This is a genomic window from Microvirga arvi, from assembly GCF_016892765.1.
GTDB lineage: Bacteria > Pseudomonadota > Alphaproteobacteria > Rhizobiales > Beijerinckiaceae > Microvirga > Microvirga arvi.
The window spans coordinates 1-15,482 of the sequence record NZ_JAFEMD010000056.1 but is presented as its reverse complement, the minus strand read 5'-3'; the positions used below and the strand labels follow the sequence as shown (position 1 = coordinate 15,482).

At 59.4% G+C, this 15,482-nt stretch carries 13 protein-coding genes and 1 pseudogene; 10 read left to right on the top strand and 4 right to left on the bottom strand.

Features of this window, described 5'->3' with window-relative positions; translation table 11 throughout:
• The first annotated feature begins 16 nt into the window (after positions 1-16).
• The 4 genes and pseudogenes from ctaD (at position 17) to ILT44_RS31140 (ending at position 4,675) form a co-directional block, all read left to right on the top strand.
• Positions 17-2,572, top strand: coding sequence for a cytochrome c oxidase subunit I (ctaD, locus tag ILT44_RS24055; protein ID WP_307826650.1), 2,556 nt, complete (start codon positions 17-19; stop codon positions 2,570-2,572).
• 41 nt (positions 2,573-2,613) lie between these two features.
• Entirely contained in the window at positions 2,614-2,943 is a 330-nt protein-coding gene (locus ILT44_RS24050; RefSeq protein WP_204242143.1) for a hypothetical protein, read from the top strand.
• Between the two features lie 7 nt (positions 2,944-2,950).
• A complete protein-coding gene (locus ILT44_RS24045) occupies positions 2,951-3,868 on the top strand; it encodes a cytochrome c oxidase assembly protein (protein ID WP_204242142.1) in 918 nt (305 codons plus the stop codon).
• 270 nt (positions 3,869-4,138) lie between these two features.
• Positions 4,139-4,675, top strand: a pseudogene (locus tag ILT44_RS31140) (superoxide dismutase family protein).
• A 228-nt stretch (positions 4,676-4,903) separates the two neighbouring features.
• On the opposite strand, the gene ILT44_RS24030 reads toward ILT44_RS31140, so the two are convergent.
• Positions 4,904-6,439, bottom strand: coding sequence for a Do family serine endopeptidase (locus ILT44_RS24030; RefSeq protein WP_239468497.1), 1,536 nt, complete (start codon positions 6,437-6,439; stop codon positions 4,904-4,906).
• 351 nt (positions 6,440-6,790) lie between these two features.
• On the opposite strand from ILT44_RS24030, the gene ILT44_RS24025 reads away from it, so the two are divergent.
• Positions 6,791-7,504 (top strand): PRC-barrel domain-containing protein, encoded by a 714-nt coding sequence (locus ILT44_RS24025; protein ID WP_204242139.1) that lies wholly within the window; start codon positions 6,791-6,793, stop codon positions 7,502-7,504.
• An 81-nt stretch (positions 7,505-7,585) separates the two neighbouring features.
• On the opposite strand, the gene ILT44_RS24020 is transcribed toward ILT44_RS24025, so the two are convergent.
• From ILT44_RS24020 to ILT44_RS31975, 3 genes are all read right to left on the bottom strand, one after another.
• Positions 7,586-9,010, bottom strand: coding sequence for a phospholipase D-like domain-containing protein (locus ILT44_RS24020; RefSeq protein WP_204242138.1), 1,425 nt, complete (start codon positions 9,008-9,010; stop codon positions 7,586-7,588).
• A 165-nt stretch (positions 9,011-9,175) separates the two neighbouring features.
• A complete protein-coding gene (locus ILT44_RS24015) occupies positions 9,176-9,457 on the bottom strand; it encodes a PRC-barrel domain-containing protein (RefSeq protein ID WP_204242137.1) in 282 nt (93 codons plus the stop codon).
• A 513-nt stretch (positions 9,458-9,970) separates the two neighbouring features.
• Positions 9,971-10,801, bottom strand: a complete 831-nt coding sequence (locus ILT44_RS31975; protein WP_372441242.1) for a Crp/Fnr family transcriptional regulator — start codon at positions 10,799-10,801, stop codon at positions 9,971-9,973.
• 523 nt (positions 10,802-11,324) lie between these two features.
• Between ILT44_RS31975 and ILT44_RS24005 the strand changes: the two genes are divergently transcribed.
• From ILT44_RS24005 to ILT44_RS23985, 5 genes are all read left to right on the top strand, one after another.
• Positions 11,325-13,205, top strand: a complete 1,881-nt coding sequence (locus tag ILT44_RS24005) for an ATP-binding protein (protein ID WP_204242135.1) — start codon at positions 11,325-11,327, stop codon at positions 13,203-13,205.
• Positions 13,202-13,870, top strand: coding sequence for a response regulator transcription factor (locus ILT44_RS24000; RefSeq protein WP_201863871.1), 669 nt, complete (start codon positions 13,202-13,204; stop codon positions 13,868-13,870). The genes ILT44_RS24005 and ILT44_RS24000 overlap by 4 nt, the downstream gene beginning before the upstream one ends.
• Before the next feature lie 703 nt (positions 13,871-14,573).
• A complete protein-coding gene (locus ILT44_RS23995) occupies positions 14,574-14,714 on the top strand; it encodes a hypothetical protein (protein WP_201863873.1) in 141 nt (46 codons plus the stop codon).
• Between the two features lie 252 nt (positions 14,715-14,966).
• Entirely contained in the window at positions 14,967-15,152 is a 186-nt protein-coding gene (locus ILT44_RS23990; RefSeq protein WP_204242134.1) for a hypothetical protein, read from the top strand.
• Positions 15,153-15,208: 56 nt separating this feature from the next.
• Positions 15,209-15,482: helix-turn-helix domain-containing protein (locus ILT44_RS23985; protein WP_204242133.1), on the top strand; the 274-nt coding region annotated here is incomplete at its 3' end.

Below are 15,482 nucleotides of genomic sequence, written 5' to 3'. Positions count from 1 at the left end.
AACCTTCCAAGGCGGAATTGCGGACACCCGCGTCGGGCAGGAAAGCCAGCCGGTCCGGCTTCCCAATCCTGCTCCTCGCCCGGAAGGCGAACTTGAGGAGCTCAAGCGGGCTTGGGAGCAGCCCAAGGGCATCCACTTCATCTCCGCAGTGAACAATAACTATGTCGGTGTCTGGTATGTGGGCACGGCGTTCCTGTTCTTTGTTTTGGCAGGCATCCTTGCCCTGATCATGCGGACCCAGCTGGCGCAGCCGGAGCTCAGGCTCGTCGGACACGAGCTGTACAACCAGCTTTTCACCATGCACGGCACGATCATGATGTTTCTTTTCGCCGTGCCGATGGTGGAAGCTTTAAGTGTCTTTCTCCTCCCTAATATGCTGGCCGCCCGCGACCTCCCGTTCCCGCGGCTCTCGGCCTATGCCTTCTGGGCCTATTTCTTCGGCGGGCTCGCGTTTTTCACGAGCCTGTTCTTCGGCCTCGCGCCGAATGGCGGCTGGTTCATGTACCCGCCGCTCACGAGCTACATCTACTCGCCAGGCGTCAACGCCGACTTCTGGCTCCTTGGTATCGGCTTCATCGAGATATCGGCTATTGCAGGTGCGATCGAGATCATCGTCGGCGTCTTGAAGACCCGAGCTCCGGGCCAAAGCCTCGACAAGCTGCCGGTCTATTCATGGGCGATGCTCGTCTTCGCCCTGATGGTGATCATCGCGTTTCCGGCAATCATAGCGGCAACGTTGCTTCTGGAGCTCGAGCGCGCCTTCCACTGGCCTTTCTTTATCGCCGAGAAGGGCGGCGATCCTCTGCTATGGCAGCACCTGTTCTGGTTCTTCGGTCATCCGGAGGTCTATATTATTTTCCTCCCTGCCGCCGGCATGGTTTCCATGATCGTACCCGCCATGGCGCAGACGCCGCTCGCCGGTTACCGCCTGGTCGTGCTTGCAGTGATCGGCACAGGGTTCCTCAGCTTCGGCCTCTGGGTCCACCACATGTTCACGACTGGGCTGCCGCAGCTCTCCTTGAGCTTCTTCTCGGCTGCTAGCATGGCGGTTTCGATACCGACTGGCATCCAGGTCTTCGCTTGGATCGCGACGATTGCGTCCGGCAAGCTGCAGAACAAGACGCCGACCTACTTCATCCTCGGGTTCCTGTTCATCTTCGTCCTCGGCGGATTGACGGGCGTTATGGTCGCGATGGTGCCGTTCGACTGGCAGGCTCATGATACCTATTTCATCGTCGCCCATTTCCACTATGTCCTGATCGGCGGCATGGTGTTTCCCATGTTCGCCGCCTTCTATTACTGGGCACCGACCGCCTCTCAGCGTCCCCTGTCGGAGACCCTCGGCAAATGGGCGTTCTGGCTCATCTTCGTCGGCGTGAACGTGACCTTCTTCACCATGCACATCACTGGCCTCATGGGTATGCCTAGACGCACCTATACCTATCTCGCGGAGATGGGGTGGGGCACGTTCAACCTGATCTCGACGCTTGGCGCCTACATGATCGCCGCAGGCGTGCTGGTGTTCCTCATCGACCTGGCGAAGAACTTCCGCCCCTACAAAGGCGATCTGGGTAACGTCTGGAACGCCGGTACGTTGGAATGGCTCCCGAGTGGCAACTATCAGACACGCTCTATTCCCATCATCACCAGTCGCGAACCATTGTGGGATCAGCCTAACTTGGCTGACGATGTTGAAGCCGGCCGGTATTACCTGCCGGGTGCACCGACGCGCGGGCGCGAAACCATCGTCACCAGCCCCATTGAGGCGACAGCGCAATATGTGCTGCAGATCCCGGGACCGAGCTGGCGCACGGTCTTCGCGGCCTTTTTTACCGCCTCGTTCTTCATCGGTCTGACGATCAAGCTCTACGTTCCTGCCTTCATCTGCGGGGTTCTTGCCGTCGTCTGCGTCATTTGGTGGTTGTGGGACACCGATCCAGGTCCTGCTGAAAGCGGGGACATCAATATTGGGGGCGGACTGAGACTGCCGACCTATGTCACGGGGTCGATGAATCATTCCTGGTGGGCGATGATCATCCTGATGATCGTGACGGGGATGGTATTCAGCTGTATTGTATTTTCCTATCTCTTCCTCTGGACCGTCAACCCGCACATCTGGCCGACGTCGGCAGCCGCGTTGCCTCCCATTTGGTGGCCGGTCGGTGCGGCGGCGCTTCTTGTAGCAAGCAGCCTTCTCATCTGGTTTGCAGGAAGGAGGCTCTCGCAGGTGCCCGAGCGGAGCGCTTGGCCGACCCGTATCGCCCTCTGCTTAGCTGTACCCTTGCTCATCGGGAGCGTTGTGCTCGAGGTTTTCGGACAGCTTGAGACGGGGCTGCACCCCTCCGAGTCGGGCTATGGTGCAGTCGTCTACAGTCTGGCTTCCTATCAAGGTTTCGTCGTTGCGGTCTTGGCGCTCATGGGGCTTTACACCGTTGTCCGCTCGCTGGCCGGCCGGTTGAACCGGGTGCGCCGGTCAACCTTCGACAACACGCAGCTGTTCTGGCACTACGGTGTCGCGCAGGGCCTCGTTGCCCTCCTGATCATCCACGCCTTCCCACGATTCCTGGGGTAAGACCAATGGGCGACACCGACTTTATCCGAAAATCGCTATTCATGATCGGGGGGCTCCTTATCTGGGGAGCCCATTTCGGTCTCGTCTACGCGTTCAATGCCCTGGCTTGTGCCCGGCACTTTGCCGGCGAAAGCTACTTGGGATTTGGCATCGTTCCACTGGTGATTGTCGGGACCACGGTCGTCGCGCTCGCTGGCGTGCTTGTCGTTCTTCTTCTCGCGCTCTGGAGGCGGGGACCAGCCCGTGGGTCGCAGGACCGGAGCCCCGCCGACGACTTCATGCGGTACACCACAATGACAATCGCTGCTCTCTCCTTCGTTGCCATCACCTGGAACGGTCTGCCCGTTTTCATGGTCCCACCTTGCGGATGAACCCACCATGACGAGGCCGATCGTATCAGCTGTCCTGATGATCTTTCTCTCCCTTCCTGCCTTCGCGCATGAACGCGCGCAGCCTATAGACCCTAGCAACGTATGGCACCACTGGTCGGCGGAGCCGTGGATCTTGGTCTCATTGCCGCTGGCCTTTGTGCTCTATGGGTTTGGAGTCAAAAATCTCTGGAGCAATGCCGGTCTAGGTCGCGGCATCTCCACTGTCCGTGTGGCGTGCTATGCCGGTGGAGGGGTGGTCCTCCTTGTAGCCTTGGCGTCACCTCTAGATTCCCTGAGCGGCACCTTGCTGACGGCGCACATGGTCCAGCACGTCCTGCTCATCGGGGTAGCGCCCCCTCTCCTGCTGGCCGGCTTGCCCGGAGTGGCCCTGCCATGGATCCTACCCAAGTTAACGCGGCGGGCCCTGGGACGAAGTTCTGGCGCTCGTACGATGGGCCGGCGGGCAGCATTCCTTATCCGTCCTCTCCCCACCTGTGCCCTTCATGGTGCCGCACTGTGGCTGTGGCATGCTCCAGCGTCCTTCGAGGCTGCACTGCGGAATGAAGCCATTCATGCGTTCGAGCATATCGCCTTTTTCGTAACCGCAATGCTGTTCTGGCAGAGCCTCGCTGTCAGCTCGCGGGGCACCGCTACTGTGCCTTCCGGTATTGCAGCGGGTTTTCTGACGCTTGTTCAAAGCGGGTTCCTTGGTGCCCTCATCACCTTCTCACCTACACTGCTTTATCCTTGGTATCAGCGGGGACCGGAACTTTGGGGGCTTTATCCCCTCGCTGACCAGCAACTCGCTGGCTTGATCATGTGGGTGCCGGCGAGCTTTATCTACCTCTTCGCCTGTCTAGTTCTTGCCGCCCAGCTTCTGGTAATACTGGAGTCGTACCGCAAGCCAGCGCGCCAATCCTCCTGATGGAACCTTCGGCAAGTTTCGCAGCTGCCCGCCGTAGGTCCGTCAGCCTACTGACTAGATGACTGAGGCAGGTTGCTGCCCGGAACAGCCGTCGAGTGCTGCCAGTTTTGCGTCCAGGCGCTTCACGAAGCGACAAATCCGTAGACTACACCCACCGTGTAACGCTTGGATCGGTAACTTTGTGCTCCGGCTACCAGGAGGCAAAGAGGAGCGCCATCCGGCCGACGTCGCTTTCGACGATTATGACCAAAGCGATCCGACTCACTAGCTATGGCGATCATGGAAAAATCTTGTTTATGTAAGCTTTATCCTAGGTGCCACCCTGTTTTGGCTCAGCAGCCAACGTCCACGCCGCTGAGTGCAGGAGCCGTCCTCATGGACCAGAAAGGTCAAGCTATTGGGGCGGCGACGTTGATCGAAGCGCCTAACGGCGTACTGGTCAGGGCAGAGGCTGCGAATCTTCCACCTGACCTTCACGGATTCCACATTCACGAGGTGGGGCGCTGCGATTTGCAAGGCGGCTTCGAGTCCGCCGGCGGAAACTACAATCCGACGTAATCACAGCACGGCTACTGGCAACCTGGAGGGCCGCACGCCGGCGACATGCCGAACCAAACCGTGGAAGATGGTGGCAAGCTCCTATCTGAGGTTTTCAACCCGAACGTAAGCTTCAATGGCAAGGCACCTTTGTTCGATCAAGATGAGTCCGCGCTCGTGATCCATACCATCGCCGACGATTACCGCGGCCAGCCGTCAGGAGCGGCCGGGGACCGGATTGCGTGCGGCGTGATCCAACGCGACCGCTAGGAGTATGTAAGAGGCGCCATTGCCATTGGGGAACTGGCGCCTCATATCGCACAGGCCTAATAGCCTCTCTTACACGTTTTGCACGGTGCTTGACCGAAGCCGAGTGTCCTTGTCATCTGTATCCTTAACCTTCCCGGGCAGAGAAGCAACTTTGGAGGCTACACGGGATCAGCGGAATACGGATTTGGCTCACCGCGGTCGGGCCCGCAGTGAGCCACTTCGTGGATGCTAGGCAGCAGGGACTTGCAACGCGACGAAGCGGGTACCTCCGCTTGCCTCGACGAGGAACAGCACGCTTTTCTTGCCATCCTTGCGGCTTGCCTCCAGTGCAGCCTTCACGTCGGCTGGCGTTTGTACCGCCTGGCCCGCGACTTCTTTGATCACGTCGCCGGTGCTGAAGCCCTTTTCGGCTGCTGGACTTCCAGGCTCCACGCCGACGACGGCAACACCCGTCTTGTTGTTCCCCGCTGTGGCGAGGTTCAGCCCAAGATTGCCTATTTCAGTGCCTTGTTTCGCGTCTGCCGCAGCCGTAGAGGTGCCGGACATCTTGGCGATCGTGACAGGGATTTCCTGCCTCTTGCCGTCACGCCAGATCTGCAGAGTGGCGGTCGCGCCGGCATTCAGCGATGCAATCGTCCGTGACAGGTCCCGTGCATCCTCAACCGGTTTGCCATTCACCGAAATGACCACGTCGCCAGTCTTGATGCCAGCCTTGGCTGCAGGTCCGCCGTCCTCAACGCGGGCGACGATGGCTCCCTCGCTTTTGTCGAGCCCGAGGCTGGCCGCAATATCCTTTGTGACAGGCTGGATCTGAACTCCTACGTAGCCCCGCTCAACGTTACCTTTCTCGCGGAGTTGCGTCACGACGTTTCGAACAGTCTCGGACGGGATCGCAAACGCGATTCCAACATTGCCGCCGGACGGGGAGGCAATGGCAGTGTTTACGCCCACCACCTGGCCCTTCTGGTTGAAGGTGGGCCCGCCGGAGTTGCCGCGGTTCACCGGCGCGTCGATCTGAAGGAAGTCGTCATAAGGACCAGCCCCGATGTCCCGGGCACGGGCCGAGACGATGCCGGCCGTCACAGTACCGCCAAGGCCGAACGGATTGCCAACAGCAAGGACCCAGTCGCCCACGCGTGGAACTTCTGGTGCGAGTTCGACGTATCTGAACGGCCCGCCTTGCTCCACCTTGAGCAGGGCGAGATCGGTTTTCGGATCAGTGCCGACGATCTTGGCCGGGAGGGTGCGGCCGTCATCCATGAGCACCTCGACCTCGGAGCTCTTGTCGATTACGTGGTTGTTGGTCACGAGATAGCCATCGGCCGAAATGAAGAAACCGGATCCTTGCGAGGTGCCTTGGCGGGGACCAGGTCGACCAAAGCGCGGATTTCCATTCTGCTCCCCCTCCCCGCGGAAGCGTTTGAAGAACTCCTGGAAGGGATGGTCGTCCGGCAGGCCGAAGTCAGGAAGATTGAAGTTGCGGCCGCTCCCTTGATCGGTGCTGGCCTGCGCCTCAGCGTCCTTTGATTTCGCGCGCACCGACACGACTGCGGGCTTCACCCGGTCGACCACGTCGGCGAAGGAAGGCAGGGTGGACTGCGGGGCGACAATCGTCTGTGGCGCCTGAGCGAAGGCAGGAAGCACGACGCCTCCTGCGGAAGTGGCAAGAGTAGCCAGTGCGACCGCGCCGAGGAGAGCGGATCTTGCTTTGGGTGCCCGCCGCGTGTGCTGCGGCTTCGGAGAGAATAGAAGAGAGTGTCTCATTGCTGCGTACTCCATCAGCTCGTCGGGGACATGCCCCAGATGCAGAGTAATTTGAGGGCAGGCGCGTGAAGGTGTCCTTACGGCAAGATGAATGGTTGGTAATCCTCGCCTGGCTCACAGCTTCAGGTCCGAATGAGGGCAGTTACGTATGCTTCACAAATCACCGTAATGCCCCTCCTCGACTTCTATGAACGGGGGAGCCACGGAGACGTTTCGTGACTTCCGACGTTTGGACCGCACACCATGCAGAGTCTCGGTACGCTGCTGAACACAGCAGAGAACTCGGGCTGTGCCCTCGGCATTTTTGGTCTGTTCTATGCTGGTTGATCGCGCTTGCGAGGAGGACGGGATATGATGCTCTCGCGGATCCAACTTCCACTGCTCATAGCGGCGATCGTTGCATCGCCCGTGCTCGCGCAGCAGCAGAACCCGGCTGTCCAACCCAGACTCGAAGGACAAGTCAGCCAACTCTCGCCTGACCTGCTGTACAAGGGCTGGCGGGCGCAGGAGCTGCTCGGGCAGCCTGTTATGCGCAAGGGTGGAGATCGCGTTGGCACCGTGCGCGACCTTATTATTGACGCGGATGGTCGTCTCGCGGCAATGGTGATGGAAGGAGGCGGCGCCCTCGGCATTCCGGACGCGGTTTATCGCATTCAGTGGGACGAAGTGGATCTCACACCTGGCCAGGATGGCATTAGGACCGGGCTGGCAGACAACAGCGAGAAGCCGCAATATGGTCTGTTCCCCGGAACGGAGGGAGTTCCGACTGTCCCGCGGGAGTTCCGGCTGACGGAGGTTCTTGGGGACTATGCTCGGCTGCAAACCGGCTATGGCTACGGCTATGTGTCCGATGCCGTGTTCGACAAGTCTGGGCGACTTATTGCCATGCTTATAGCTCGCGATGTCGCTTCCGGCGGCGGCACTTATGCATTCCCTTACCCAGGCACGACCGGCCGGTGGGATCCAGGTGCCGGCTACTACGGCCTGCCGTTCGTGACGGCCTCTCAGGCTCAGATGGCAGGGCTTCGCGTTGATTCAACCAAGTTCACAGGCGCAGCGCTGTAAGGAACTGCGCTGCGGGTGAGGCCGGAAGGTGTGATCCGGTTTCAAGAACATGGAAACGTTGCGCGAGCCCCAAAGCCGTTTCTAGTTGCCTCTCAGCTGGGCTCTGGGCATGACCCACGCCAACAATCGCCGCAGCTTGCGCTGGAGCGTCTCCGGCTTCTCAGGATCCAGGAGATGGCTTGCCGCAATTTTCTCCTCCACTGCGTTAAGGTGCAGGAGTGGAAGCCGATGAAGCGATCTCCCGTATGGCCTCGACAGAAGGTCGATGATTTGGATCGGGCCTCTCCCCTCATCTTGCAAAGCATTTACGATCTCAATCGGAACACCAAAGTGCTCCGCGAGGAGATCGTTGCGGGCGGTACGGATCGCTGCTCGCGAGGCTTCCTCATCTCGCGCTCCCGGCCTGACCTCCACGGCAATGTCACACTCAGTGTCGAGTCCCATCGAGCGATTGTTCAAGTTAGAGGATCCAACACGCAGGAAGCGATCATCAACGATCATGATTTTGGCATGCACGTAAATCGGTGTTCCACTCGCGTTCGCTGGGTAGAGCAGGCGGAGCCGGCTTTCCCGGTCTGCTCCGCGTAGGCGTCGAACGATGAGTGCACGAGCCGTTCCCATCACCTCCTCTTCGAGCCATCCCTCAGCTGTTAGAGGCGCGACAATGATGACCTCCGGCCCCCCATCCTGTTGCAAACGGGTAGCCAAAGCCTCGCCGATCGTGTGAGACGCGAGATACTGGCTCTCAATATAGATGACTTCCTGCGCACTGCCGATTGCGCGGAGATAGAGAGCCTCGATCTCCCGCGCTTCGGGTTGCCCATCATAGGCAGGCTGAGTACGGGCAATGCCAACCTCAATATTCATGAGAGTGGGAGAGAGGGTCTCCGGCCAGATCGCGTCGGCCAATCCAGGAGGAGCGAGATCCTCTCCGGTTGCATGCTTCCAGCGGTCGCGGGCCAAGTCGCCAAGAGCCGATGCAGCCTCTCCGTCGACAGCAGCTGTCGCGTCGTGCCAGGGGGGCTGAGTGAAGCCCCAAGGGCTGGTCCGGCGCGGGTCCTGTTCGCAATGCTCGCGAGTGTCCCACCGGCCGACCGTGATATCGATGCCGCCGCAGAATGCCAGCACATCGTCGATCACGGCGAGCTTCTGGTGGTGACATGCATCAGCCGGGTGAGCGTGATCGAGACGAAAGTGGATCCGCCTGCTTGCCATCCAATCGAGGATAAACAGAGGTGTCGCACCACGTCCGAGAGTTTGGAGAACGCCGACGTCCCATTTGAGGACGCGAACCTCCAGCTCCGGTCGCGCCTTTACAAGAACATTCAGCAACGGGCCAAGCCTGTCTGGCCATTCATCCGCGACGCTCGGGTCGAGTCGGATACGCGTGTCGAAGTCCCATCCGATCAGGTAAATCGAGCGTTTGGCGTGGATCATCGCTCTCCGCAAGCTCGCGAAATAGGAGGCCGCATCAATGATCAAGGCGAGCCGGCCCGCCTTTGCCATTCGCCAGCACGTTTCGCCTCGTTCCAAGATCGGCTTTTCCATCGGGGCACTCGTCAGGGAAGGGACCGCAGCGGTACTGTTGTGATTGGCCAACCCTTTGTTCGGAGGGAAACTTGGCCGTGACGCGCAGGCACAGTCAGCTGTCTGAATTGAGCCTGACACTGCTTATCGACTCATAGTCCCCTCGAACTTAAACTCGGGTGCATTCTGGAGATCCTCGCGTGTCGTGTTGGCGACGACGCGGATGTCACCTCCAGCCTCACGCATGAGGACGAGAGAACCGGGATCAGCCGCGACATTGCGTTCGCCCAGGCCTAGGAAACCTCCAACCGAGATGATGACGGCTCGAATGATGCGCCCTTGATCGACAATGATGTCCTCAACTTCTCCGATTTCCTCGTTCTGCAGGTTGTAAACGTCTGCGTCGAGGAGGTTCGAGACGAGCATGTCGGCGGGCTGGACAGTGTAGAATGTCAGTCGGACGGTGGTCGGGTCGACTGCGCGGATTCCGGGCTGCGCTGGGGGGGGCCCGGTTGTTGCTGATTGGGAGCGGCTGGCTGGTTAGGGGCAGCTTGGTTCGGCTGCGGCGAGGGAGCTGGTGCGGTCGTCTGAGCCCACGCTTCATTTAACGTCATTGTGGCTATCGACAAAGTTATCGCGGTGAGGAGTATCGGCAGGGCGTCCGCGCTCGTCTTGGAACCTTCCCAGGCAAATCTAAGCATCGTTACCTCCATGATGTCTCAGGTGGTTGGTATCCCATTCCTCTGAAGTGAAAGAACGGGTCTGGCGGCGGGCAGTTTTCACCTGTCAGCCATCCAACGATATTCTACGTACGACAACGTACTCAGGGCTTCCTTGCGTGTTGCAGGAAGCTATGCCCGGCCTGCGCCCGTCTCCTCGCCACGTCGACATAGGATCGGGAAGGCGATTGGCGCAAGCTTTTGACTTGACGGGCACCTGCTACTGCCGAAAGGCGACAAGTGGCGGCGCAGCAATTTCGTCACATACAATTCGCCCATGCTCTGCCCGAAGAGTGCGGTAGCAGTCGCAAGCCTCGGACTCGAGACCAGCGCGGTCCAAGATGACGATCCGGCCGCGTCCCCGATGAAGCAGGCCAGTTTCCTCCATCCGTCCCATTGCGGTCGTCACGCCGGCCCGGCGGACGCCGAGGGCACGCCCGAGGAATTGATGGGTTAAGGGCAGCTCGTTGCCATGGGTCCGATCCTGAGCGAAGAGCAGCCATCGAGCGAGCCTTTGCTTCAGGGTGTGCCGGGTATTGCAGACCACGAGCTGGGTGCTCTGCACCGTTCTTACTTGAATGTATCGCAACAGGAGCTGGTGCAACGATGGAATGCCGCTCAGCACTCGACGAAGATCTTCTGCCGTAATGCGCAGGGCCTCGCCTGGGACCTGTACAACGCATCTGTATGGCGTCCGTGCGGTTCCAAGAACAAGGGGTATTCCAACAAAGTCCATATGGCCGAGCGTTCCGACCTCCAACGTGCTCTGATCGCCGCATCGCGCCAACAATGAGGCCAATCCTCGTTCGATGAAATAAGCATGCGTGATCGGTAGATTACGTTCGTGCAGCACCTGGCGGCGCTTAAGAACCACTCGTTCGAGATAAGGCTGCAACTCCTCGAGGACTTCAGCCAGCAGAGTATTCAACAATCCATTCCTCACTGGCCCCTTTTCGAGCCGAGGAGGTGGTGCATGAACGGACTTGAGCGAGGCAGCGGGCCTGAGTGGGCCTTGGCTGCTAAGGCTAAGATCTTGCGGCTGAACGAACATTTCCGGGCTCCCGTCTTAACGGTCAGGTTGAAGTCGGCTTCAGCTCAGGTCACTTCCGAAGCAACCGTGCATGACCATAATGTCGTGGAAGGCGGGCCGGATTGGCAGTCGGGTGATACCGCACGGCTGTCAGGTTTTCCCTGACCGCGACGTCGCTAATCCCTTTCAGGCGTGTAGGGCAGAAAGGTGACATTGTAGGCTAGATGAGAGACCATTTAGAAAGGAAAGCGCTTTGGTGTACCCAGGCCAGCGCTGCCCACCCTGGATGCAATATCCGATCAAGGCCAGCATGATGCACAGCAACGATCAGCTCCGTGCGGGATCGCGCTTAATGGACGGGGACGAATCAGATCCTCTGGGGCGCCGGCTCTGGTTGTCGCTCGGGTTTAACCGGCGGCCCCTCCTGTCTCTTATCATTGCTGCCGTCATTCCGCTCCTCCTGTTCGGCAGCTGGGTCGCCTACATCACTGCGACCCAGCAGCGTGAGCAGGCGCGTCAGCGGGCGGTGGAGACGGTTAACAAGGTGGCGGAGCGGATCGCCTCCGAAATGGACGCGCAGCTCCAAGTTGTCGAGACCCTTGCTTCCTCCGCGTCTCTCGACACACCATCCCTGCAAAGCTTTTACACGGAAGCCCAGCGCGTGAAAGCGACCCATCCTTTGTGGGAGACAGTCGAGCTTGCGGATCCTTCCGGGACCCAGTTAGTCAATCTCCTGCGGCCTCTCGGGGTGAGGCTTGGCCCAACGGCTGACCGGGAAAGCTTCGACGAAGTCCTCCAAACCCGCCAGTCCGCCGTGGGCGGCGTCGGTCCGGTCGGGGCAATCTCGGGCAAGCGCCTTGTTGCCATTCGCGCTCCCGTCATTCGCGGGGGGCAGCTCATCTATGTTATTACTATATCGTTCATTCCGAACGCCATAAGCGAAATTCTTAAAAGCGCCGGCGTTCCTAACGATTGGGTAGGCGCTGTCGTGGACGCGCGCGGCAACTTCATCGCCCGGACGCTTGCTCAGGATACAGAGCTTGGACGTCCGGCATCGTCCGGTCTGCGGGAGGCGATTCGGCGAGCTCCGGCAGGGTTCTATGTCGCGCCCACGCTGGAGGGTGTCGAGGCGGAGACCTTCTACCGGACCCTCCCGAAAACTGGTGGTTGGTCCGTTCATCTTGGTGTGCCAAGCGAGGTCCTGAACACCCCGGTATCCAGATCGGTGTACTTTTTGGCTGGTGGAGGGATCGCGAGCTTTATGCTCGCGCTGGTCCTTGCATCCCTCATGGCGCGGGATATCGCCCAACGCAGGCAAACCGAGGCGGAACGTACCAATCTTGCACTCGCCCTCAGCGAGGAACGGGGCGCTGTCGCCATTGAGGCCGCAGAACTAGGCACTTGGCGGTGGGAGCTTGATCGCGCCGAGTATTTTGGCTCGGAGAGGTGCTGGGTTCTGCTGGATTTGCCAAGAGGACCGGTTCCCGGCCCTGAAGAAAGCGTGCCGACAGTGCGCTTCCTTGAAACGATACATTTAGATGATCGCGCCACAATTCAAACTGCTGCGAAACGCTGTCTCGGAGATGGCTCCACGCTCAACAGCGAGATCCGCGTTGAACGGCGGGATGGCAGCCTTCATTGGGTTAGGATTACCGGACGGGCACTCAATGCATCGGGTGAGCACCAGTCAGTCATCCATGGGGTGATCGCCGACATCGAGCCCGAAAAGAGAGCTCAGGCAGAACGTCTTGATCTTCTGCGACGTCTCGCTGAGGCGCAGGAGAACGAGCAACGTCGCATCGCACGTGAACTCCACGATCAAGTCGGGCAAACAGTCACTGGTCTGTCGCTGGGTTTGAAGGCCCTTGAGCAGAAGGTTGAGGCGGCGAGCATCCAGGAGCATGTACGCTGGCTCCAATCGCTGACGGCCGATATCGGGCGTGATATTCATCGCGCGGCAGCGGACCTTCGGCCGACGGCTCTTGACGATCTTGGCCTTCGAGAGTCTCTTATCGCGTTCACTTCCGATTGGGGTGAACGCTTTGGCATTAAGGTGGACACTCACTTTGTGGGTGTGGACGAGCAGTTGCCTCCCGAAATCGGGACCGTTGTGTACCGAGTAGTTCAAGAAGCATTTACTAACATTCTGAAGCACGCGAGGGCCAACAATGTAAGCGTGGTCGTCGAGCGCCGTGGGCAAAGGCTCCGGATAATTATTGAGGATGACGGGGTGGGATTTGACCCTGATGAGCCGGCTGGAATGTCCGCGGAAGGCAGCCGGATCAACGGGCCGCCTTTAGGCCTCTCGGGCGCCAGAGAACGCTTGACGTTGGTCAACGGCACCCTGGAGATCGAGTCGACTCCTGGCGAGGGAACAGCCCTCTTCATCCAAATCCCGCTTTCTCATTACGAGCTGAGGCCATGACCCAGATCCGAGTCGCTCTTGCGGACGATCACCCCGTCGTACTTGCTGGCGTGAGGGCTCTCCTTCAAGAGGCTCCTGAAATTGAGCTCGTCGGAGAGGCTAAGAATGGGGCCGCTGCTCTCCAGATGATATGCGAACAACTGCCCGACGTGGCAGTAATTGACATCTCGATGCCAGACTTGAACGGCATCGATCTGGCAAAGCGGGTCGCATCAACCTGTCCTCAAGTGAAACTGCTGGCCCTGACTGTTCACGAGGATCGAGCGTACGTCCAGCCTCTGCTGCAGGCAGGAGCCAGGGGGTATCTCTTGAAGCGCTCTGCCGCTGAAGACCTCGTACGTGCAATCCGAGCCGTGGCAGCCGGAGGCGTCTACTTGGATCCTGCTGTTGCGGACCGAGCGCTATCTAATGCAGTCCGTGGAAGCAGGGGCGGGATGATACCATCCGATGACGTAGAGGCGCTTAGCCAACGAGAGACTGAAGTGTTGAAGCTGACTGCTCAGGGCTACAGCAACAAGGAAGTTGCCGCGCGCCTCAACATCAGCGTCAAGACAATTGAGACGTACAAGGCCCGAGCGGCCGAGAAACTGGGATTGCGAACGCGCGCTGATATCGTGCGCTACGGTGCATCGCAAGGTTGGCTCGTAGATCTCAATCATGATTGAAGAGTAGGTATTTCGCTCGACTTCTGTTGACCTTTCGGCGCCGCAGCAATATCGGCCGGGCTTTCGCGAGGAAGGTTCGGACCCTCGGCTCACGCTGGGGCTGGGAACTTTCAGATCGTGGGAGGCGGAGCTGCCAAAAAGCTACACTCAAAATATGCAGGTACAGGACGGCTCCAGATTGCGGGTCACACCCTTGCCTATCGTCTAACTAGGACAGGTTAACTCGCCTCGTTGAGCGCCCGTATTCCCGCACCAATTTCCGCCTGCAGCAGGAACTCCCGTCAAGAAATAGCACCTCAAATCTCTGAACCGCCTGCAGCCGGCGCACACCGATCATGCGGGATAGATGGTTGCCACGGTCGCAACCATCTGGTTTGTTGCTACAATTGGCTTCTTCGATACGCTTAAGTTCGCGCAGCACTCAGCGCATGGCTCTCGCTTGCCATCTCATTGGATGCTCCTTCGATGATGCCGTTCAAAGGGAAATGCGTCCATTGAGGGGTGGCTGTCCACCATATCGCGGCTGACCGCCCGTCTCAGTACGGACGCGGACCGAGATCGTGCGGCTGCCAGATGACGCCTGAACCATTGAGGAGCATCTCTCAGAGTAGAACGGTCATACTTTGGCCCGTCGAAAGGAAGGGTATTAATGACCAACAGCACGAGACGTTCCCACGCGTGGTCGAGCAACGGAGCTGTGACGTTGAGCATTGAGTTCGGTGATGATGCACATGTGACGATGGAACTCGAACTCGCCGAGGTCGAGGACTTGCTCGGGGCGATCGACGGGGCTTTGGGAACCTCGAGCAATGGCGGACATACTATCGTGCCTGTGGATCGTTGACGTACTCGCTCCGAGCGCGAGTGCATTGTAAAGAGGAGGTGGGCTTCCTAGTCCACTACCCAACTCTTCCTTCGGAAGAGAATGCTTGTCAGGAGATGAGCATCGATTGCCTTCCCAAGCTGGATCACATTCCAGGATCTACTAACTTTGAGGGCCTTAAGGGTGGGGCCTGCCGCAAGTGGGACCCGAAGCGTCTTCAACAAGTTGATTATGCTGGAGGTGGCACGGCGGTACACCATATCGTTGATAAAGATGAAGGCGGCTGAGAAGAAGGGACTGCAACGCCGCTACTTCATGCAGGAGTCCGAGTTCGAGCCGCGCGTATACTGGCGCATGACGGACAACTGGTTGGAGCTGACGGTGCGCTTCATCGCTCGAGACCATGGGGTGCGTGAACTTAAGGGCGTGATGACCCGGGACATTCTGACCGCCTATTGATCTTCACGTCACGGGTGTAACATAGGGCGGTGTCCGTCATCGTGAGGAGGTGCGCGATGGAAGGCAACGTTTGGCGCCCGACGCATCTGACGGCGGAGCAGATGGAGGAGCGTCGCCTGGTGGCCGCGACGCTGTTGCGCCAGGGACAGCTCTCTCAAGCCGACATTGCCCGGCATGTGGGGGTCAGCCGCGCCAGTGTCTGCCGCTGGGCTGCCACCCTCGCCCAGGAGGGCCCACGCGGCCTGGAAGCGCGACCCATCCCGGGACCATCGCCCCGCCTCGATGAGAAGGCCTGGGCTCTTCTGGGCCGGCTGTTGGATCGGGGTGCGG